The sequence below is a fragment of the Enterobacter cloacae complex sp. P15RS genome, assembly GCF_014895905.1.
Classification (GTDB): domain Bacteria; phylum Pseudomonadota; class Gammaproteobacteria; order Enterobacterales; family Enterobacteriaceae; genus Enterobacter; species Enterobacter quasihormaechei.
This window is the reverse complement of sequence record NZ_JADBQL010000017.1, coordinates 18,861-40,573: the sequence shown is the minus strand read 5'-3', so window position 1 is coordinate 40,573 and position 21,713 is coordinate 18,861. Positions and strand designations below refer to the sequence as shown.

Sequence of the window (21,713 nt, the reverse complement as noted above, 5' to 3'; positions counted from 1 at the left end):
TCTTCAAGAGCACGTATATAAATAGTCCAATTCCGAAACTATGTCATTCGAAACGTGCTCATTAAAGCATCAACACCGGAAAAATGTGTGCGATATCGCAGATAACAGCCTAATTTTGCGCGGGATCACTCATCCCTTCGCGTCCTCCTGGCAGAAAGCCTCATAGGAGGAGTTTTTCCCCTGAGCCGAATGGCACACTGGTCAAAAATGCCGCGACAGGAAAATGGAATGAAACGCACTGCATTAGCTGTTCTGATGTTACCCGCACTCGCGCATGCCGACTGGTCATCGCCGGGATTTGACGCGTTTAACGCTGAAGGTACCGGCGTCTTTACCAGCCAGGCAAAGCTTGCGAAGGGTACCCGTCCACTGACGCTGAGTCTTGACAACGCGTGCTGGCAGCCGACAGAGGCCATTAAGCTCAACGAGATGCTGTCGCTCAAACCGTGCGAAGGCACTCCGCCGCAGTGGCGGTTATTCCGTGACGGCGTTTATCAGATGCGTATTGATACGCGTTCGGGAACGCCAACCCTGATGCTGACGGTACAAAGTGCGGCGCCACAGCCTGTCGCTGACGTCACCCGCCAGTGCCCGAAGTGGGACGGTAAACCGCTTACGCTCGACGTAGCAAACACCTTCCCGGAAGGAACGGTGGTGCGTGATTTTTACAGCAAACAGACCGCGACCGTTGAAAATGGCAACGTCACGCTTCAGCCAGCCGCTAACAGCAATGGCCTGCTGCTGCTTGAGCGCGCCGAGACGGATAAACCCGCGCCGTTCAGCTGGCAAAACGCCACCGTCTATTTCGTGCTGACCGATCGCTTCGTGAATGGCGATCCTGCCAACGATAACAGCTATGGCCGCCATAAAGACGGTATGCAGGAGATAGGGACGTTCCACGGCGGCGATCTTAAAGGGCTTACCAGCAAACTGGATTACCTCCAGCAACTGGGCGTGAATGCGCTCTGGATAAGTTCTCCGCTGGAGCAGATCCACGGCTGGGTGGGCGGCGGCACCAAGGGGGATTTCCCTCACTACGCCTATCACGGCTATTACACTCAGGACTGGACGAAGCTCGACGCCAACATGGGCAGCGAAGAGGATTTGCGCCAGCTTGTCGACGAAGCGCACCGGCGCGGTATCCGCGTCCTGTTTGACGTTGTCATGAACCACGCGGGCTATGCGACGCTTGCCGATATGCAGGAGTATCAGTTTGGCGCGTTGTATTTGCAGGGGGATGAGCTGAAGAAAACGCTCGGCGAACGCTGGACTGACTGGAAGCCAGGCGCGGGTCAAAGCTGGCACAGCTTCAACGATTACATCAACTTCAGTGATAAAGCCGCATGGGAAAAATGGTGGGGAAAAAAATGGATCCGCACCGATATCGGCGATTATGACAACCCCGGCTTTGACGATTTAACGATGTCCCTGGCGTTTCTGCCGGATCTGAAAACGGAATCTAAGATCCCGTCAGGTTTGCCGAACTTTTATCAACACAAACCCGACACCAACGCGAAAGTGATGACGAACTTCACGCCGCGAGATTACCTGACCCACTGGCTCAGCCAGTGGGTACGTGACTACGGCATCGACGGTTTCCGGGTCGATACCGCTAAACACGTTGAGCCTGAAGCCTGGCAGCAGCTGAAGGAGCAGGCCAGCCAGGCGCTGGTCGCGTGGAAAGCCGCCAACCCGGACAAAAAACTCGACGATGCGCCATTCTGGATGACCGGTGAATCCTGGGGTCACGGCGTGATGCAGAGCGATTATTATCGCCACGGCTTTGATGCGATGATCAATTTTGACTATCAGGAGCAGGCGGCGAAAGCGGTGGACTGTCTGGCGGATATGGATCTGACCTGGCAGCAAATGGCCGAAAAACTGCAAAGCTTTAACGTGCTGAGCTATCTCTCCTCCCACGATACCCGACTGTTCCGTGAAGGAGGCCAGCGCGCCGCTGAGCTACTGCTGCTGGCGCCGGGAAGCGTGCAAATCTATTACGGCGATGAATCAGAGCGACCATTTGGTCCGACGGGGTCCGATCCGCTACAGGGAACCCGTTCGGATATGAACTGGCAGGACGTAACGGGTAAACAGGTGTTAACTGTCGCCCACTGGCAGCTTCTGGGGCAGTTCCGCGCCCGTCATCCGGCAATGGGTGAAGGCAAGCAAACCACGCTGTCGCTGAAAGAGGGGTACGGATTTGTACGCGAGCATAAGGGCGATAAGGTGATGGTGGTGTGGGCGGGTAATCAGTAGAACAATTCACTACATGAATCCCGCTCCGCCATACAAAACAACAAATCCGACCACATCCGCCGATTTGCACCAACACGGTGCTGGCGTTATGGTTACTGCCTTTCATATTAAGCCCGACAGATCACCTGCTATGACGTTTTCACAATTCGGCGATAAATTTACCCGCCATTCAGGCATTACCCGCCTGATGGAGGACCTCAACGACGGGCTGCGCACCCCCGGTGCTATCATGCTCGGCGGCGGAAACCCGGCTCAGATTCCGGAGATGAACACCTACTTCCAGGCGCTACTGGCAGACATGCTGGAAAACGGTAAAGCAACCGATGCGCTGTGTAATTACGACGGCCCTCAGGGTAAAACAGAACTGCTGACGCTTCTGGCATCGATGCTGCGGGAAGCGCTGGGCTGGGATATCGAACCACAGAACATTGCACTGACAAACGGCAGTCAGAGCGCGTTTTTCTACTTGTTCAATCTGTTCGCCGGACGCCGCGCCGACGGCAGCACGAAAAAAGTGTTGTTCCCGCTGGCACCGGAGTATATCGGCTACGCCGATGCCGGCCTCGAAGAAGACCTGTTTGTTTCCGCACGCCCGAATATCGAGTTGCTGCCGGAAGGCCAGTTCAAATATCACGTTGATTTTGAACATCTGCATATCGGTGAAGAGACGGGCATGATCTGCGTGTCACGCCCTACTAACCCGACGGGCAACGTGATCACCGACGACGAGCTGATGAAGCTGGATGCGCTGGCGAATCAGCATGGTATCCCGCTGGTGATCGATAACGCCTATGGCGTCCCGTTCCCGGGGATTATCTTTAGTGAAGCGCGTCCGCTGTGGAACCCGAACATCATCCTCTGCATGAGCCTTTCCAAGCTGGGCCTGCCGGGCAGCCGCTGCGGTATCATTATCGCCAACGAAAAGATCATTACCGCCATTACCAACATGAACGGCATTATCAGCCTTTCGCCTGGCGGGATCGGCCCGGCCATGATGTGCGAGATGATCAGACGCAACGACCTGCTGCGCCTGTCGAATGAGGTGATCAAGCCGTTTTACGCTCAGCGCGTTCAGGAAACCATCGCCATTCTTCGCCGCTACTTACCGGAAGAACGCTGCCTGATCCATAAACCGGAAGGGGCAATTTTCCTGTGGCTGTGGTTTAAGGATCTGCCCATTACGACAGAGCTGCTTTATCAGCGCCTGAAAAAGCGTGGCGTGCTGATGGTGCCGGGGGATTACTTCTTCCCGGGGCTGGATAAGCCGTGGCCGCACACGCACCAGTGCATGCGCATGAACTACGTCCCGGACCCGGAAAAAATCGAAGCGGGAGTGAAAATTCTCGCCGAAGAGATCGAGAACGCCTGGCACGAGGCGGGTTAATAAGACCTCAGGCCAGATTACGCACCCGTTCCGCGCGTAATCTGGCGGGATCGATGCAGCGCAGCGCGTGGGTAGGACAGGCTTCAACGCAGGCTGGCCCACCCTCGCGATGCGCGCACAAATCACATTTCAGCGCCTGAACGCGACCTTCCACGACCCGAACCTGCATTGCCCCGAACGGGCACGCCACCATACAGCTTTTGCAGCCGATACAGCGCGATTGCTCAACGAGCCACGCTCCCGCAACGCGGCGAATGGCCTGCGTCGGGCAGACATTGGCGCAGGGCGCATCTTCACACTGATGGCAGCCCACGGCCGTGGTGAAAGCGTTCCCTTTAACCACCCTGATCCGTGACGTAAACGTGTCTGGCACGGCGGTGCTTTCATGCGACATCATGCACGCCACCTCGCAGGTGCGGCATCCGATGCATTTTTCAGGATCCGCCATGATAAATCGGTTCATGGATAACGCCTCGCGCAGGTTAAAAGTCAGTCCGTTAAATTATCGTTAGCGCATCATACCTTGCGTGCGAAGCGTTAAGGATGCTGTGGGTCAAAGAGCGGGCGCGGATACTTTTAGCTTAGGGTAAATGCGGATATGTGTGGATGAAGGCTGATTAACTGTGGCCTGTTGCCCTCACCCCAACCCTCTCCCACGGGAGAGGGAGAACGTTAAGGCAGTACACGCCGTGCTGCCTCTGCAAGAAAAGCACTTCGGTTAGTAAATTGTGGATGCTCGCTGACAAAGGAATCAATCTTCACCAGCAAACGGCGAGGTATTGTAATATTGATGCGCTCTACTTTGCCTTCAAACTGTTTCATATTGATATCCACCAGCAACCATTGTCCGCCAATGAAATCCTCCGGATGACTTGCCAGATGCGCTTCAACCACACCCGGAAGTGGCAACATTTCATCCATTTCAAACAACGCTTCAAAATGGGCAGTTAATGCATCACGTGCATCCTGAAAAGCATCATCCAGTGAATCCCCCGCAAAAAAACACCCCGGAACGTCAGGAAAGAAACCACTGGCGCTACCGTCGGAATCAGAATGAATGTAAGCCGGATAAAACATAACTACTCCTGATATCAGTGTTTAATTCCCGCCTGTCGCCAGATTTGTGCGAGAGTGCCTGGTTTAATGTCCTTTTTAGGATGTGGGACGGTAACTAACCCTTTTTGCACTGGATGGCGAAACTGATGATGGCTTCCCTTCGTTCTTACACATTTCCAGCCATGGCTAACCAGAACAGTAATGATATCCGCACTTTTCACATCCCAATCCTTCCCTGATTATACACATGATACACACCATCGCTACTGGGTTGAATGAGACTACCGCATTAAAAACGGCAGCGCAGCCAGACTTTAGCGAAACAGGAAGAGGCATCGAGAAAAGAAGAGGGAAGATTGTCATGTTGCAAATAAAAATGCGGGCACTATCGTAGGCCGGGTAAGGCGAAGCCGCCACCCGGCTTTAACCCGGCTCAGGCCGCTCGGGACGGCCTGAGCCGGAAGTTTAAAACAGCCCCAGCGGTTTTTCGGAGTAGCTGACCAACAGACATTTCGTTTGCTGGTAGTGCTCCAGCATCATCTTATGGGTTTCACGCCCGATGCCCGACTGCTTGTAGCCGCCAAACGCCGCATGAGCTGGATAGGCGTGATAGCAGTTGGTCCACACGCGACCGGCCTGAATGCCGCGGCCCATTTTGTAGGCCAGATTACCGTTACGGCTCCAGACGCCCGCCCCCAGGCCATACTGCGTGTCGTTGGCGAGCTCCAGCGCCTCGTCCATGGTTTTAAACGTCGTGACCGCCAGCACCGGCCCAAAAATTTCCTCCTGGAATACACGCATGTTGTTCTGACCGAACAGCATGGTCGGCTCAAGGTAGTAGCCCTCCTGTAAATCGCCGCCCAGCACCTTACGGCGACCGCCGGTCAGCACATCGGCCCCCTCTTTTTTACCGATATCGATATAGTTGAGGATGGTTTCCAGCTGGCCATGCGATACCTGTGCCCCCATCTGGGTGACGTTATCCAGCGGGTTACCGCTGCGGATCGACTCCACGCGCCGGATCGCCCGCTCCATAAAGCGCTCATAAATGGATTCCTGCACCAGCGCGCGGCTCGGGCAGGTACAGACTTCACCCTGGTTGAACGCGAACAGCGCAAACCCTTCCAGCGCTTTGTCGAAGAAGGAATCCTCTTCATCCATTACGTCGGCAAAGAAGATGTTCGGCGATTTGCCGCCCAGCTCGAGCGTGACCGGAATGATGTTCTGGGTCGCGTACTGCATAATCTGCTGACCCACTTCCGTTGAGCCGGTGAACGCCACTTTGGCGATACGTTTTGAGGTGGCAAGATATTCCCCAATTTCGCCCCCGGCCCCGTTGACCACGTTAATGACGCCCGGCGGCAACAGATCGCCAATCACCTCCATCAGCAGCAGCACCGAAAGCGGGGTTAAGCGCGCGGGTTTCAGCACAACGCAGTTGCCCGTCGCCAGCGCGGGGGCCATTTTCCAGCTCGCCATCAGCAGCGGAAAGTTCCAGGGAATGATTTGCCCCACCACGCCCAGCGGCTCGTGGAAGTGATACGCCACGGTGTCGCTGTCGACCTCGCTGATCCCACCCTCCTGAGCACGAATGCAGGAGGCAAAATAGCGGAAATGGTCAATCGCCAGCGGGACGTCCGCCGCCATGGTTTCGCGGATCGGCTTGCCGTTGTCCCACGTTTCTGCCGTTGCCAGCAGCTCCAGATTCTGCTCCATCCGGTCAGCGATTTTGAACAAAATGGCCGCCCTGTCCTGCACGGAGGTCTGTCCCCATTTATCCTTCACCTTATGTGCCGCATCCAGCGCTAAATCAATATCCCGCTTGCCCGAACTGGCAATTTCACATAACGGCTGGCCGGTGACGGGCGTCAGGTTGGAATAGTATTCACCGTCGACGGGTGCCACCCAGTCGCCACCGATAAAGTTGTCATAGCGGGGCTTGAGCTTAAGGGGAAAACCATACTCGCCAGGCTGGATACGCGATGAGGGAGGATTATTTGTCATGACCGTCTCCTTGCAGTAGGTGTACAACAAGGGTAGTTCCGGCTGGTGATTTTCTCGCCAGCGGGTAGCGGGTTTACGAGCCGCATCACGGATTACCGTACTTTACGTTTCGTTTCTGCCGCCGGAGCCATACTTAATAGTTCAGGGGCACATGAGGAACGATGCAATGCAGCTATTTATCGGCTTTGACGTGGGTGGAACCCACATCAAACACGGCGTAATTAACGAAAACGGCGAAGAACTGACATCCGATGAATATGATACGCCGGACGATGAAAGCACCTTCAAAGAGAAGTGGAAAGCGGTGGTGGATAAGTACTGCCAGGAGCACGAGATCGCCGGCATTGGCGTGAGTTTTCCGGGACACATCAATCACCACACCGGCGAAGCGGCCAAAGCCGGGGCGCTGGACTATCTTGACGGCGAAAACCTGTGCGAACTGTTCGCACAGCTGACCGATCTCCCCGTGACAATCGAAAACGATGCCAACTGCGCGGCGCTGGGCGAGCGCTGGCAGGGCGCGGGCAAGGACTATGAGCATTTCGTCTGCATCACCATCGGTACCGGCATCGGCGGCGGTATCGTCATGGAGGGCGATCTCTACCGCGGATCGCACTACCGGGCGGGTGAATTTGGCGTGCTGCCCGTGGGCAATGAGGGCGAACCGATGCATGAAGTGGCGTCCGCCAGCGGCCTGATGAAAGCCTGCCGCCGCGCGCTGGCCGTGTCGGAAGATGAAATGCCTGACGGCGAGGAGCTGTTTAAACGCATGGACAGCGACGTGCATCTGCGCGAAGCCATTGAAGAGTGGGCACACTGTCTGTCGCGCGGTATCTACAGCGTGATCTCTATGTTCGATCCGCAGGCGGTGCTGATTGGCGGGGGCATTAGCGAGCAGGAGAAAATTTATCTCCTGCTGGATAAATACTTACAGCGATTCGAGGAGTGGGAGGCGCTCCGGGTGCCCATCCTCCCCTGCGAGCTGGGCAACCAGGCGGGAAGGCTGGGTGCGGTCTGGCTGGCTAAGCAGAAGCAGGCGCGCAGCGCTTAACGCTTACGGAAATAACTGCGCGTCGCGGAGCACATGGTCATTGCCGCGACGACGCGTAAACCCGATGCGGTTGAAGTACTCCAGGATCTGAATCGCCAGCTTGCGTCCCACGTTCAGCCGATCGCGGAAGTCAGCGGCGCAGGTCGATCCTCGCGCATGATCCAGCTCGCGGATCAGGTTCGCAAACGCCACGATCCGATCGTTGCGGTAATAACGATCTTTCACGATCGCCACAATCATGCCCTGCTGGGCCGCATGGCGCAGTACCTGACGCATTAGCTGCTCATCAGTATGGGTTTCACGCGCCAGATCGCGTACCCACCACGGTTCATCGCCAAACAGCGCCGCCACCTTTTGCCACACCGCGTCCTGCTCGGCGGTAAAACCCGCCTTGTGTTCCGGCAGGTGCAGCCAGCCGTGATGGCTTGCGATCGCGCCGCTGGCGCGCATGTTTTCAATCAGCAGCAGCACCAGCGCGTCGTCTTCCATCGGCAACGCCATGCGCCGCAGACGCTCACGACCCGGGCCTGGCTCATCCTGATGCTGTTCATGGTAGGTGGCCAGCGTGCTCAGCACCTTGCGCTGCCAGCGCGCCGCCACCGGCGCGTTCAGCAGGCTGTTACCGGCCTGAATAAAACCTGGCTCCTGCGTCAGAAGCCGCAATCCTTCGCCGCTGAGCTGGCGCGCCCAGGCGAACGCAGCCAGATCCACCGCACCACGTTCAAGGTGGATATCTAACGCAGACTTATCATCGCGGGCCTTCGCCAGCGCGCCCAGCCACTGTAAATACTCGGGCTTACGCTTGCCGCGACGGGGCGGATTAAGCATGACCACGCGCGCGCCGGCCAGCGTTTCCTGCGCCGAAATATCGCGCAGGACCAGGCGGTCGTTATCCGCCAGCCAGAGCGGGGAGTCGAACACCAGCTCGGCGAGATCGTTTTCCAGCAGCGACACGCGTCCGGTGATGTGGCTGGCCGCGTGGTGGATATGCAGCGGCTGCCACTGGGTCAGCGGCGTGTGGGTCTGGAGAGAGACGATCGCCCGCCCGCAAGGTTCTGGCGGCGCGTCAGCCATCAGCCAGTCGCCACGGTTAAGCTGCTCTTTCCCGGCATCCCCGGCAACGTTCAGGGCGATACGCTGCCCGGCATGGGCCCGTTCCACCGGCTGGTTTTGCGCGTGAAGTCCGCGCACGCGCATCGGTTTATTTACGCCCGTTAGCCACAGGGTATCGCCCACGTTCACTTCGCCGCTCAGCGCGGTGCCGGTCACCACCAGCCCAGCACCTTTCACGGTGAACGCCCTGTCGATCGCCAGACGGAAACGGTGATGGCTGGCATGCTCACGAGACGGGATCTGCTGCAAATGGTCGCGAAGGGCGTCGATACCGCGGCCTTCTGTCGCCACGGTGACAAACAGTGACGCATCCTTAAAACCGTATTCGTCGAGCGTCGCCAGCACCTCTTTACGCACCTCATCGATACGCGCCTCATCCACACGGTCCGCTTTGGTGAGGGCGACGGTCAGCTGCGGGCTGCCCGTCAGTTGCAGGATCGCCAGATGCTCGCGCGTTTGCGCCATCACCCCGTCATCGCACGCGACCACCAGCAGAGCGTGATCGATACCGCCCACGCCCGCGAGCATATTGGACAGAAACTTCTCGTGGCCGGGCACGTCGATAAAGCCCAGCACGCGGCCATCGGGCAGCGGCCAGTAGGCGTATCCCAGGTCAATGGTCATGCCGCGCTTTTTCTCTTCCGGCAGGCGATCGGCATTTACGCCCGTAATGGCCTGCAATAACGTGGTTTTGCCGTGGTCTACGTGACCGGCGGTGGCAATAATCATTTCAACATCATCTCCAGAAACCGCACTTCATCTTCCAGACAGCGTAAATCCAGCCACATGCGGCCATCACCGATACGGCCAATTACCGGCGTCGGTAATGCACGCCAGCGCGCCGACAGCGCCTCAAGCTGGCTTCCGCGTCCGTCGCGCGGGGTGAACGTCAGCGCTTCGCTCGGTAATCTGTCCACGGGCAGCGAGCCGCTGCCTATTTGCGACAGACAGGACTCGATACGAACATCAAATTCAGGGTAGTGAGGAGCAACCTGCGGCAGTAGCGCTTCCGCCCGCGCGCGGATGGAGGCTGCATTACGGCTTAGCAAACGCAACGTGGGCAGGCGGTCAGCCAGTTTCTCCGGGTGAAGATAGAGCCGCAGCGTGGCTTCCAGCGCGGCCAGCGTCATTTTATCAGCACGCAGGGCGCGCTTCAGCGGATGTTGCTGTAGCTGCGCAATCAGCTCGCGCCTGCCGACGATAATCCCCGCCTGCGGCCCGCCCAGCAGTTTATCGCCAGAGAAACTGACCAGGCTTACGCCCGCGGCAACCATTTCCTGCACCATCGGCTCTTTCGGCAGACCGTACTGGCGCATATCCACCAGCGACCCGCTGCCGAGATCGGCGATCACCGGCACGTTAAGCTCGCGCCCAATGGCAGCCAGCTCGGCTTCATCCACCGTTTTGGTGAACCCCTCGATATGGTAATTGCTGGTATGCACTTTCATCAGCAGCGCGGTGTTTTCATTCACCGCCGCGCGATAATCTTTCGCATGGGTACGGTTGGTTGTGCCCACTTCATGCAGCGTGCACCCCGCCTGGCGCATGACATCCGGAATTCGAAATGCCCCGCCGATTTCCACCAGCTCGCCGCGAGAGACGACAACCTCTTTCCCGCTCGCGGTAGCCGCCAGCATCAACAGCACCGCCGCCGCGTTGTTATTCACAATGCAGGCATCTTCCGCGCCGGTGATCTGGCAGAGCAAATCGGCCAGCGCGCGATCGCGATGCCCGCGCCCGGCGCCGTCCAGATCGTACTCCAGCGTCACCGGCGAGCGCATGGCCCGGGTGACGGCCTGTATCGCCTCTTCCGCCTGTTGTGCACGGCCCAGATTGGTGTGCAGAACCGTGCCCGTCAGGTTAATGACCGGGCGCAACGCGCTTTGCGCGCGCTCATTCAGCCTCCGTTCAACTTCCTGCTCCCACGCCATGCACCAGCCAGGAAGCGCGTTCTCAGCCTGAATATGACGGCGCGCGTCATCCTGAAGCTGGCGTAGCATGTCGACCGTTGCTGTATGGCCAAACTGCGCCAGCACCACGGCTATGCGCGGGTCACGAAGCAGACGATCGGTTGCGGGGATCTGGCTGTAGAGGGAATGATGAGTAGTCATGAATGCGCCTGGCGAGTAAATATCTTCCCCCCTCCCGACGGGAGAGGGAGTTAACATGTGGGGGGATTGTACCGCCTCCTGCCGGGAAGTGTTATAACCCGCATCAAGCCTTTGGTGGTTCGGTACGGGCAAAACTTTCGCGCTGGAAGAGCGTCTCCGCCAGCTTAACCAGCAGCGGGCGATCCACGCACCACCCAGGCGAGACCCGGCGGAAATTGAGGTAGCCAATGGCGCAGGCGATGGCGATCGTCGCCAGATTCAGGCTATCGCTTTGGATTTTACCGTCGCGGATCAGCTGTTCACATCTATCCAGGCTGCGGCTAATTTTTTCTCGCTGACGCAGCAGTTCATCCTCTGACTGCTGTGCGGCGGGCCTCGCCTGCTCGCGCACGGACGTTAACGCTGCGTCCATAATGCCATCGGCCAGCGCTTCAATTTGCTTCACCGCCAGCGCCGCTTTTGGATCCGCCGGCAGCATGGCTGGCGCAACGCCAAGCAGCTCGATGTATTCCGCAATGATCGGGGAATCAAACCAGTAGTCACCCTCGTCCGTGACCAGCGCCGGAACTTTACCCAGCGGGTTGTACTGCGCAACGCCGTTCTCAGCGTTGTAGGGCTGTTCATTCACGAATTCAAATTCAATCCCTTTCTCCAGCAGGAGAATCGAAATCTTACGCACGAAAGGACTGGTATAACTGCCGATGAGTTTCATTGCTTATCCTTAATGCCCACAAAGAGGTCAGTATGGATCACGCCGAGAAAAAAGGCAGGTATGCGTATCGCATTCCTGACCTCAGGCGATACGGGAGGAATCCGTATAAAAATATTTTGTGAATCAAATCACAATCCAGAAACAAACCGCCAACTTAGAAATGTGATTATTATCACAAAAAGCACGCCAATCTGGCGCAATTTTGCGCGATGTATTTTTTTTACACACTCATTATGTGATCGCCATCACTTCATTAATCACCACACCCCCTACATTTACGTGACTGCGATCACACAAAATTTCGCTGTCTGGACAGTTGAACGATTCAGTGCCAGATTTCACAGCATCAGAACAGGGCCCGGCTACCTCTGCCGCCGCACATTAACGATAAACCTCGGGCCATAAGCCTAAGCGTAAACATAAGAAGGGGTGTTTTATGTCATCCGATTTCAAGATCAAAGTGCAAAGCTTTGGTCGTTTCCTCAGCAACATGGTGATGCCAAATATCGGCGCGTTTATCGCGTGGGGTATTATCACCGCATTGTTTATTCCGACAGGGTGGTTGCCTAACGAAACGCTGGCGAAACTTGTTGGCCCAATGATCACATACCTGCTGCCGCTGCTCATCGGTTATACCGGTGGTCGTCTGGTGGGCGGTGACCGCGGTGGCGTCGTGGGTGCCATCACAACCATGGGCGTGATCGTCGGTGCGGATATGCCGATGTTCCTCGGTGCGATGATTGCCGGTCCTCTGGGTGGCTGGGCGATTAAGAAATTCGACGTCTGGGTCGATGGCAAGATCAAGTCCGGCTTCGAAATGCTGGTGAACAACTTCTCTGCGGGCATCATCGGGATGATCCTCGCGATTCTGGCGTTCCTCGGCATTGGTCCGGCGGTTGAAGTGCTGTCCAAACTGCTGGCGGCGGGCGTTAACTTCATGGTGGCGCACGACATGCTGCCGCTGGCGTCTATCTTCGTTGAACCGGCGAAAATCCTGTTCCTTAACAACGCCATCAACCACGGTATCTTCTCCCCGCTGGGTATTCAGCAGTCTCACGATCTCGGCAAGTCCATCTTCTTCCTGATTGAAGCCAACCCGGGTCCGGGCATGGGCGTTCTGCTGGCGTACATGTTCTTCGGTCGCGGCAGCGCGAAACAGTCTGCTGGCGGCGCGGCTATCATCCACTTCCTGGGCGGTATCCACGAAATTTACTTCCCGTACGTGCTGATGAACCCGCGTCTGATCCTGGCCGTTATCCTCGGCGGTATGACCGGCGTGTTCACTCTGAGCGTGCTGGGCGGCGGTCTGGTGTCCCCTGCTTCTCCGGGCTCTATCCTGGCGGTGCTGGCGATGACCCCGAAAGGCGCTTACTTTGCAAACATCGCGGCAATCTGTGCGGCCATGGCGGTCTCCTTCGTGGCATCCGCTATCCTGCTGAAAACCAGCAAGGTGAAGGAAGACGACGATATCGAAGCGGCAACCCGCCGTATGCACGACATGAAAGCTGAATCCAAAGGCGCTACGCCGCTGGCTGCTGGCGATGTCTCTAACGACCTGAGCCACGTGCGTAAAATCATCGTTGCCTGCGACGCCGGTATGGGTTCCAGCGCAATGGGTGCCGGCGTGCTGCGTAAGAAAGTGCAGGATGCGGGTCTGACCAACATCTCCGTGACCAACAGCGCGATTAACAACCTGCCGCCGGACGTTGACCTGGTGATCACGCACCGCGATCTGACCGAGCGCGCCATGCGTCAGGTGCCGCAGGCGCAGCACATTTCCCTGACCAACTTCCTGGACAGCGGCCTGTACACCAGCCTGACCGAACGTCTGGTTGCGGCCCAGCGCCATGAAGATAACGAAGTGAAGGTGCGCTCCAGCCTGCAAGACAGCTTTGACGAGAGCAACGCGCATCTGTTCAGACTGGGCGCGGAAAACATCTTCCTCGGCCGCACCGCGACCAATAAAGAAGAGGCGATTCGCTTCGCCGGTGAGCAGCTGGTGAAAGGTGGCTACGTTCAGCCTGAATACGTTGACGCGATGCTGGAGCGTGAAAAGCTGACGCCAACCTACCTGGGTGAATCCATCGCGGTTCCGCACGGTACGGTTGAAGCGAAAGACCGCGTGCTGAAAACCGGCGTGGTGTTCTGTCAGTATCCTGACGGCGTGCGCTTCGGTGAAGAAGAAGACGACATCGCCCGTCTGGTGATTGGTATCGCCGCTCGCAACAACGAGCACATTCAGGTGATTACCAGCCTGACCAACGCCCTGGATGATGAAACGGTCATTGAGCGTCTGGCTAATACCACCAGCGTTGAAGAAGTGCTGGCGCTGCTCAACAAATAACAGCGTCTCTTCCCTCTCCCCGACGGGGAGAGGGCTAGGGTGAGGGGAAAACGTTTCTCACCCCAGCCCTCTCGGGTAAAAACATTGATGAAGGTTAATACTATGAAAGCATTACATTTTGGCGCAGGTAATATTGGTCGTGGCTTTATCGGTAAACTGCTGGCAGACGCGGGCATTACCCTGACATTCGCCGATGTGAATCAGGTGGTTCTGGATGCCCTGAACGCCCGTCATAGCTATCAGGTACATGTAGTCGGTGAAAACGAGCAGGTTGAAACGGTTTCTGGCGTGAACGCGGTGAGCAGCATTGGCGACGACGTGATTGACCTTATCGCAAACGTTGACCTGGTCACCACAGCCGTAGGGCCGGTAGTGCTCGAACGCATCGCCCCGGCGGTCGCAAAAGGCCTGGCGAAGCGTAAAGCACAGGGCATTGAAACACCGCTGAACATCATCGCCTGTGAAAACATGGTGCGCGGCACCACGCAGCTGAAAGGCCACGTTCTTGCCGCCGTTGCAGAGGAAGATAAAGCCTGGGTTGAAGCGCACGTTGGGTTTGTGGACTCCGCCGTAGACCGCATCGTTCCGCCGTCCGAATCCGCCACCAACGATCCGCTGGAAGTGACCGTGGAAACCTTCAGCGAGTGGATCGTCGATAAAACCCAGTTCAAGGGCGCGCTGCCGACCATTCCGGGAATGGAACTCACTGATAACCTGATGGCATTTGTCGAACGTAAACTCTTCACGCTGAACACCGGGCATGCTATAACCGCGTACCTCGGAAAATTGGCCGGTCATCAGACCATTCGCGACGCGATCCTCGATGAGAACATCCGCGCGGTGGTGAAAGGGGCAATGGAAGAGAGCGGCGCGGTGCTGATCAAACGCTACGGTTTTGATGCTGATAAACACGCAGCATACATCCAAAAAATCCTCGGTCGTTTTGAAAACCCGTATCTGAAAGATGACGTTGAGCGCGTTGGCCGTCAGCCGCTGCGTAAGCTGAGCGCGGGCGACCGCCTGATTAAACCGCTGCTGGGCACGCTGGAATACGGCCTGCCGCACGCCAACCTGGTAAAAGGGATTGCTGCCGCGATGCACTACCGCAGCGAGCAGGACCCGCAGGCGATTGAGCTGGCTCAGCTGATTGATGACAAAGGCGCGCAGGCTGCGCTGGCGCAGATTTCCGGTCTGGATGCCAGCAGTGACGTGGTTGCGGAGGCGGTTAACGCATACAACGCAACCAAATGATGCAGAATCCGGCGCAGGTGAGCCTGCGCCCGAATAACAGATTGTCAGATATGCAGGCAACAATGGAACAAACCCAGGCCTTTGAAAATCGTGTGCTTGAGCGTCTGAATGCTGGCAAAACCGTACGAAGCTTTCTGATTGCCGCCGTCGAGCTGTTAACCGAGGCGGTGAACATTCTGGTGCTTCAGGTGTTTCGCAAAGACGACTACGCGGTAAAGTATGCTGTTGAACCGTTGCTGGACGGAGACGGACCGCTGGGCGATTTATCGGTACGGCTGAAGCTGATCTACGGCCTTGGCGTGCTCAACCGCCAGGAGTATGAAGACGCCGAGCTGTTAATGGCGCTGCGCGAAGAGCTCAATCATGACGGTAACGAGTACACCTTTACCGATGATGAGATCCTCGGTCCCTTCGGCGAGCTGCACTGCGTATCCGCGCTGCCTCCTGCACCTCCGTTTGATAACAGCGACCCTGAGCTGTACGCGATGCAAAAGCTGCGTTATCAACAGGTTGTCCGCTCCACCATGGTGCTTTCCCTGACTGAGCTGATTTCTAAAATCAGCTTAAAAAAAGCGTTTCAGAAGTAAGCCCGCACACATTGGTGTATCCTTCCCTGTAAATTCCCCGTTTTCAGAGTTATTTGTCATGAAAGAAGTCGAAAAGAACGAAATTAAACGCCTGAGCGACCGTCTGGATCTGGTCCGCCATCAAATGGCCGGTCTCTCCCTGGTCGATTCCGCCGAGAAATACGCCGAGCTGGAAAAAGAGTCCGTGAAGCTGGAAGCGGAAATCGAGCGCCTGCGCGAAGTGAAAGGCCAGAAGCTGAGTAAAGAAGCACAGAAGCTGATGAACATGCCGCATCGCCGCGCGATCACCAAAAAAGAGCAGGCCGACATGGGCAAGCTGAAGAAAAGCGTCCGTGGCCTGGTGGTGGTGCACCCGATGACCGAGCTTGGCCGCGAAATGGGCCTGAAAGAGATGACGGGCTTTTGTAAGACCGAATTCTGATCGCTCTCCCCTGCTCCTGCGGCAGGGGAATCTCAGTTGTAGATCAGGTTAAACGTCGCCATCGCATCCGCTTTTCCCGCCGAGACGTTCTCTTCTGTCTGAATGTAATGCGCGTCAAACCAGAAGGTCTGCGTCTGGTTATCCCCCACCTGGCCAAGCGCTGACACCTGCGGGGTGTTCCACTGTACCACCTGCCCCTGAACCGAACCGGTATTGTCACCGTAAAGCAGTTCGATTCCGACACCGCTGGCGCTATCCTCCTGCTTCGTCAGTGCCAGTGCCCGATCGTTGGCCGGTGTGGTATCGCCAAAGAAACCCATCTTCACCGCCGTATTATTTTCGCAGGTCACCGGAATGCTGAAGCGCCCGCCTCCGGCCCGTGAGCCTGGGCCGTGAAATTCACGCTGGCTCACGCTTCCCATGGGAACAAGAATGCTGCGAGAGCCTACTGAACAGCTGGTACGCCTGACGGTGAAGCTGGCGAGATGGATCTGTACAGGTGTCGCCACGTTGGTGGCGCTGGCTTTATTTTCTCCCGCCTGCAAGATCAGCGATCCGACATTTTGCTCCTGGGAGTTGGCGTTATCATCAGGCATGGCGCTGGTCGTCGGGATTTTGTAAAACACCACCCAGAACTGCATCTTGTACGTTGAGGCGCTGGCAAAGGCGGGGTTTTGCGACGCGTCGCAAATGCGCCGGGACTCATTGCCCTCCACCGGGCTGGTGCCGTCAATATAGCGTACCGCATCGGCGCCGCAGTACTGCTGCTCCCGGAACCCCAGCGCGTAGCCGATGCCGTCGATCTGGGTTTTGTAAACGTGGCGCGCCGCGCCGTCTTCACCCACCACGGTACCGACGGGGTTATCCATGTCGACAAAGCCGATGCTACGCCAGGCGTCATTCCCGCCATCACAGCTGTAGAAATCCGCCCCGGTAGACTGTATCGGCGCGGAAACTGGCGTCCAGTCTGCCGTGCCGGGCGCATACCCTATGGCGTAGGGCACCTGAACGACCCACTGATCGCGAGTGGTGCGACAAGGTGAGGTCTGAGCATGGGCATGAAAACTCAGCATGCCAAAAAGCGAAAGCAGGCTCAGATAGAAAAACCAGTGAATAAAACGACGCATGATAATCCTCTAATGACACGCAAGAGACAGCGTGGCGATGCCGGGGGCCATGTGAGCCTCGCCCAGCCTGAAAGGTGTCTGGCACTGATGCTGTTCCCCGCCCTCATACCAGGTGACGCGCAGGGTGCCGCGCTCCGGTACCCCGCTCAGATAGGCCTGACCGCCATCAGCGACCATGCTTCGGTTTGCAGAACGGCGGTTCTGCTCCACCACTTCAGCCTGCGCGCCAAACGGCAGCGGTTCGCCGTGATAGCGCAGGGAAAACAGGACGCGATACCCAATGTGGGTTGTGTAATTGGCCAGCACCACCGCGCCGCTGGTGGGAATGAGCGTCAGACCGCTCTGCTCGACGTCGACGTTCTCGCCAAGCGTCGCCGTATCCAGATTGACGGTATTCTTGCGGTAGGCCGAGAGCGTTGGCATGACCGCGTAGCCGCGGCTGTCGGTATGGATCCCGTTGTAGCCCTCCGGCTCAACGTTCGCCGCGCCGGGCACGCGCAGCAGGGCGACGGTATCGCCCAGCGGCTGGCTGAGCGTGACGCCATACTGCGTGGCGATGACGCCTCCGGCGAGTCCAAGACTGGCGTTGCTACCGTTTCGGCTGTGGTCATAACCGAGGCTGACGTTGCCGTAGCCACCGTTGTATTGCAGCGCCAGGCTGGTGCTGTCGGCCTCTCCCTCACTGGTCTTACTCTGCTGAACGCTGTAATTCAGGTTGCGGTTCGCCAGCGCGCTGCCGTTGAGTGACACCTGCTGCGTGGTCATCCCACGATTGTTGTGGTTGGCGTAGTAACTGACCGAACTGCCCGGTAGCCAGTTGCCAAGCGGAACATTGACGTTAAACGACACGGTGCGATCGGGATGCTGCTCAAGCGCTGAGTCGGTGTAGTCATACCCCGCGCCCCAGGAAATACCCCGCCAGCTGGTGTACCAGCCGATGTGGATGGTTTTATCCTGGCCGGACGTATGCCAGTAATCCTGCATCCACGCCGAGACGTTGAGGCTGCCGAACTGACCCAGCGTCTGTGAAAAAGTGACCTGCGAGCGGCTACGGCGATTATTGAGTTGCAGCTGCTGGCTGTCGGACTGATTCAGTTCGTTAAATTCGTAGTAATTGCGCGAGGCATAGCGATAGCTCGCCAGGTTGAAGGCGGTGCCGGTAGCGCTGAAATCTTTCTGGTACTGAATGCGCCACGCCTGCCCCATCGCGCTTTTGCCGTTGGGTAAACGGCTTTTTGCCAGCGTATCGTCAATGCCCAGCGAGCCGAATGCGCCAAACCCTCTGCCTATGCCGATCGCACCGGCCTGATAGTTGTTTGCCGTACGAAAGCCGCCATACACCGTCATCCTGGAGAGCAGACCGTAAAAGAAAGCGCCCTCAACAAATTCGGGGGAACGCGCATCGCTGGAGCCGGAATGAAACCGTCCGGCGTTGAGGCTGTATTTCAAACTGCCCTGGCGTCGCATAAACGGCACCGCAGAATAGGGTTGGGTAAAAACGCGCGTCGAGCCGTCACTTTCCGTGACGGTAACCTGTAGATCGCCACTTTGCGCGCCGGGGAACAGATCGTTAATGATGAATGGCCCGGCGGCCACCCAGGTTTCATAGATCACATAGCCATTTTGCGAAACGGAGACTTTAGCGAAGCTGTGTGCGACGCCGCGGATGGTGGGGGCAAATCCGCGCTGGCTGTCGGGCAACATGCTCTCGCTTGATGAGAGCTGCACCCCGCGAAACGCCACGCTATCGAACACGTCGCCTGCGGTCCACGCATCGCCTATCCGCAGCTGGCTGTTGAGGCTGCGGATATCCCGGGTCAGCCAGCTGCTCTGTGACTGGAAACGATCCCCACCCGAGTCGCTGTGGCTCCAGGCCGAGGTGTTGCGCAATCGCCACGCTCCCAGATTGACGCCGTTACGCAGGCTCAGATAGCTGGACGTCGTGACGCCGCTCTGATGGCGGGCCTGGCCGCCCGACAGGCTGTAATCAACAAATGCCGCCGGGATACCATCATCCCACTGCGACTGCGGCACGTAGCCGCGGCTGCGGTGTTTCATCGCCGCCTGCGGCAGGCTGAGAAAGAGGCGCTGCTGGTTGAAATCATAAGAGGTTCGCGCTGCCGGTATAAAATCGTCGAGGTGCGTGAAGGTCTCTCCCTCGTGCAACCGGGAGAATGCCGGAATCGCACTCACGTTCACCCCAAGCGCTTCCAGCAGCGATAGGCTAAAAACGGGTTGCAGGCGGCCTTTCTCATTGACGAAGGTGATCTCCTGATGCCGCTCATCGCGTCCATTAATCTCCAGTGTTACGAGCCAGGTGCCGGGCATTTGCCCGCCCTTTTCAGAGAAATAGTGCAAATCCGCCGTTTTCTGTTCGGAAGAGGAAAGCTCCAGCGCGGCGGGATCAAAATAATCCTCGGCCATCCCGGCGCGGCTGAAGCTGAGCAGCAGCACCGAAAGGGGCGCGTAACGAAACAGGCGAAAAGGCATGGTGTTAAAGCGGCTGAGAGCGGGTGGCGGTAATGGCACCGAAATCATTAATAGCCGACCAGCTTACGCCACCGGAGGCAGCCACAGTCCATTCGCGGGTTTCACCTGGACCGATCATGCCTGGCTGCTCAATTTTATGCCCACCGACGGTCAGCCGATAAAAAGAGACGTAATATGGCGTCGGGTTGGAGGCCTTAAGTCCTTTTTCCGTCCGCGAAAATGTTATTTTCTGCCAGGCCGTAGCGGCGTCCCCTTTCAGGTTGTCCGGGCGGTAGAAAATTTTAAATTTCGATTTGACGTTAACCTGTAATTCGTTATTGCTCTCTTTTGGCTTTGGCGCAATCGCTTTAATATCCAGCCAAAATACGGATTCACGATCGGTGGGCAGCGGTGCGCCGGTATATTGAATACGCAGCGTGTTGGTCTGCTCCGGATCAAGCCTGAACAGCGGTGGCGTGACGATAAAGGGCGCGGCGTTATTTTTATCCTGCACATCGCCTTCAACCCACGACTGAATAAGGTAAGGAACCGCACTTTCCATATTAGAAACAGAAAATGCCACCTCCTTGCTGTTTTGCGGGTATACGATCCGTGTCCCACCCATTACAACGCCAGCGGAAACTGACGCAGAGCTAATCATTAATGCAGTGAGCATAATATACGATAAACGTTTCATCATTATTATCTCTGGAGGTGGCTGAAAGTGAAATCAGTTATAAACCATCAGGAAGTTAGACACGGCGTTCACATCGCCCGCGTTGATTTCGGTTCCATCTTTGTCCAGTGCGGCATAGAACGTTAATTCTGCATTGCCTTCACCATCTGGTGCGGTGGTTTTTGAAACCGTGCCCGGTTTAATAGAGGTGCTGCGATCGCTGTTATACAGCTTCACGCCGACGCCCGTCGCCATCCCCTGGCCTGGGGTAACCTGTAGCAAGGTGTCATTCACCGTATCTTTGGTTCCGTCAAACAGAACTGCAACCGATTCAACCGTCTCCGGGCAGTTCTCCACGTTAATTTTGAACTCACGCGGCGTCGTTTCAGTGTGATCGTCGAAGTAGCTTTTCGCCCACGCGCCGAGATCCACCGTTTTGCTTTTTGAGGCAGGAGTAATATCACAGGAAATAAGGGTAATTTTTCCAGTAAAATTAATCACCCCGCCTGTACTCTGCGTACCTGCGCCGGTATCAAGGGAAGTATCAACGCCTGAATCCCCGCTTGCCAGTACCGTCTGAGACGAAATAAGCAGCCCCGCCGCGGCAATCGCCAGCGCCACATTTTTGATTTTCATTTGAAAGCAAACCCCTCTGTACATTAAACAGATTTAGAATTGTCATGCCAAATACGGTCATTGCTATAAGGAATTAAAACGTCACTAAAGGGTACAAATAGAGGTGGTGACGCGACCTCATAGAATAACGTGGGGTCCATCCCGGTGTGGTAATCCATTTATTTTCTTTGAGCCATACGCATTTATTCCCCAACAGAGGAATAGCTTCAGGCAGAAAATAACAATGAATACATTAAGGTTAAAAAAGAACGTCATTTCTTTTGTAACGCAGCATCTTCATAAATAGTAATTCAAATGCTTTATAACGTCTACGCACCGAAAGGCGTGCAGCATCGCTTATAACTTATTTAAAGTTAACATTAAAACAACAAATTTAACCTGTTTTCCTCACCCACCACACTATTAGTGCCCTTCTAATCCCCTTTCTAAATTAAAAAAAGAGTTGACTGATCAATGTTTGATCAATTTATTTCGGATTATTATTAGAAGGAAACGTTGAACCAGGATGCCAT

At 56.5% G+C, this 21,713-nt stretch carries 18 protein-coding genes; 7 read left to right on the top strand and 11 right to left on the bottom strand.

Annotated features, from left to right (window positions below; genetic code table 11):
* The first annotated feature begins 228 nt into the window (after positions 1-228).
* Both IM267_RS11675 and avtA read left to right on the top strand, forming a co-directional pair.
* A complete protein-coding gene (locus IM267_RS11675; RefSeq protein ID WP_193033446.1) occupies positions 229-2,259 on the top strand; it encodes an alpha-amylase in 2,031 nt (676 codons plus the stop codon).
* 130 nt (positions 2,260-2,389) lie between these two features.
* On the top strand, positions 2,390-3,643 hold the full coding sequence (gene avtA / locus IM267_RS11670; RefSeq protein ID WP_063865841.1) for a valine--pyruvate transaminase: 1,254 nt from the start codon (positions 2,390-2,392) through the stop codon (positions 3,641-3,643).
* A gap of 7 nt (positions 3,644-3,650) precedes the next feature.
* Here the strand turns inward: avtA and IM267_RS11665 are convergent, their stop codons facing one another.
* From IM267_RS11665 to aldB, 4 genes are all read right to left on the bottom strand, one after another.
* Positions 3,651-4,106: a 4Fe-4S dicluster domain-containing protein gene (locus tag IM267_RS11665; RefSeq protein WP_193033445.1), complete on the bottom strand. Its 456-nt coding sequence runs from the start codon at positions 4,104-4,106 to the stop codon at positions 3,651-3,653.
* A gap of 209 nt (positions 4,107-4,315) precedes the next feature.
* Positions 4,316-4,720 (bottom strand): type II toxin-antitoxin system HicB family antitoxin, encoded by a 405-nt coding sequence (locus tag IM267_RS11660; RefSeq protein ID WP_193033444.1) that lies wholly within the window; start codon positions 4,718-4,720, stop codon positions 4,316-4,318.
* Between the two features lie 14 nt (positions 4,721-4,734).
* Positions 4,735-4,920, bottom strand: coding sequence for a type II toxin-antitoxin system HicA family toxin (locus IM267_RS11655; protein ID WP_057979982.1), 186 nt, complete (start codon positions 4,918-4,920; stop codon positions 4,735-4,737).
* Positions 4,921-5,164: 244 nt separating this feature from the next.
* Positions 5,165-6,703, bottom strand: coding sequence for an aldehyde dehydrogenase AldB (gene aldB, locus IM267_RS11650; protein ID WP_193033443.1), 1,539 nt, complete (start codon positions 6,701-6,703; stop codon positions 5,165-5,167).
* A 166-nt stretch (positions 6,704-6,869) separates the two neighbouring features.
* Between aldB and IM267_RS11645 the strand changes: the two genes are divergently transcribed.
* Positions 6,870-7,754 (top strand): ROK family protein, encoded by an 885-nt coding sequence (locus tag IM267_RS11645; RefSeq protein WP_063865848.1) that lies wholly within the window; start codon positions 6,870-6,872, stop codon positions 7,752-7,754.
* A gap of 3 nt (positions 7,755-7,757) precedes the next feature.
* On the opposite strand, the gene selB is transcribed toward IM267_RS11645, so the two are convergent.
* The 3 genes from selB to IM267_RS11630 form a co-directional block, all read right to left on the bottom strand.
* Entirely contained in the window at positions 7,758-9,596 is a 1,839-nt protein-coding gene (gene selB / locus IM267_RS11640; RefSeq protein ID WP_193033442.1) for a selenocysteine-specific translation elongation factor, read from the bottom strand.
* The gene (gene selA, locus IM267_RS11635; protein ID WP_193033441.1) at positions 9,593-10,978 is read right to left on the bottom strand and encodes an L-seryl-tRNA(Sec) selenium transferase; all 1,386 of its coding nucleotides are present in this window, start codon (positions 10,976-10,978) and stop codon (positions 9,593-9,595) included. Before selA ends, selB begins: the two co-directional genes overlap by 4 nt.
* Positions 10,979-11,081: 103 nt before the next feature.
* Positions 11,082-11,690, bottom strand: a complete 609-nt coding sequence (locus tag IM267_RS11630; RefSeq protein WP_063449973.1) for a glutathione S-transferase — start codon at positions 11,688-11,690, stop codon at positions 11,082-11,084.
* Between the two features lie 436 nt (positions 11,691-12,126).
* Here IM267_RS11630 and IM267_RS11625 point away from each other — a divergent pair, with 436 nt between their 5' ends.
* The 4 genes from IM267_RS11625 (at position 12,127) to IM267_RS11610 (ending at position 16,293) form a co-directional block, all read left to right on the top strand.
* Complete coding sequence (locus tag IM267_RS11625) at positions 12,127-14,034, top strand: PTS mannitol transporter subunit IICBA (RefSeq protein ID WP_063865856.1); 1,908 nt, start codon at positions 12,127-12,129, stop codon at positions 14,032-14,034.
* Positions 14,035-14,136: 102 nt separating this feature from the next.
* Entirely contained in the window at positions 14,137-15,285 is a 1,149-nt protein-coding gene (mtlD, locus tag IM267_RS11620) for a mannitol-1-phosphate 5-dehydrogenase (protein WP_193033440.1), read from the top strand.
* Positions 15,282-15,872 carry a mannitol operon repressor MtlR gene (mtlR, locus tag IM267_RS11615; RefSeq protein WP_063865860.1) on the top strand — a complete coding sequence of 197 codons (591 nt, stop codon included), beginning with the start codon at positions 15,282-15,284 and terminating at the stop codon, positions 15,870-15,872. Before mtlD ends, mtlR begins: the two co-directional genes overlap by 4 nt.
* Before the next feature lie 58 nt (positions 15,873-15,930).
* Positions 15,931-16,293 (top strand): YibL family ribosome-associated protein, encoded by a 363-nt coding sequence (locus tag IM267_RS11610; RefSeq protein ID WP_063449976.1) that lies wholly within the window; start codon positions 15,931-15,933, stop codon positions 16,291-16,293.
* Positions 16,294-16,325: 32 nt separating this feature from the next.
* On the opposite strand, the gene IM267_RS11605 is transcribed toward IM267_RS11610, so the two are convergent.
* The 4 genes from IM267_RS11605 to IM267_RS11590 are packed head-to-tail and all read right to left on the bottom strand — an operon-like array spanning position 16,326 to position 21,201.
* Positions 16,326-17,420 (bottom strand): fimbrial protein, encoded by a 1,095-nt coding sequence (locus IM267_RS11605; RefSeq protein WP_063865862.1) that lies wholly within the window; start codon positions 17,418-17,420, stop codon positions 16,326-16,328.
* 9 nt (positions 17,421-17,429) lie between these two features.
* Positions 17,430-19,949 (bottom strand): fimbria/pilus outer membrane usher protein, encoded by a 2,520-nt coding sequence (locus tag IM267_RS11600; protein WP_370551733.1) that lies wholly within the window; start codon positions 19,947-19,949, stop codon positions 17,430-17,432.
* On the bottom strand, positions 19,915-20,589 hold the full coding sequence (locus IM267_RS11595) for a molecular chaperone (protein ID WP_193033439.1): 675 nt from the start codon (positions 20,587-20,589) through the stop codon (positions 19,915-19,917). Before IM267_RS11595 ends, IM267_RS11600 begins: the two co-directional genes overlap by 35 nt.
* A 30-nt stretch (positions 20,590-20,619) precedes the next feature.
* A complete protein-coding gene (locus tag IM267_RS11590; protein WP_193033438.1) occupies positions 20,620-21,201 on the bottom strand; it encodes a fimbrial protein in 582 nt (193 codons plus the stop codon).
* Positions 21,202-21,713 lie beyond the last annotated feature (512 nt).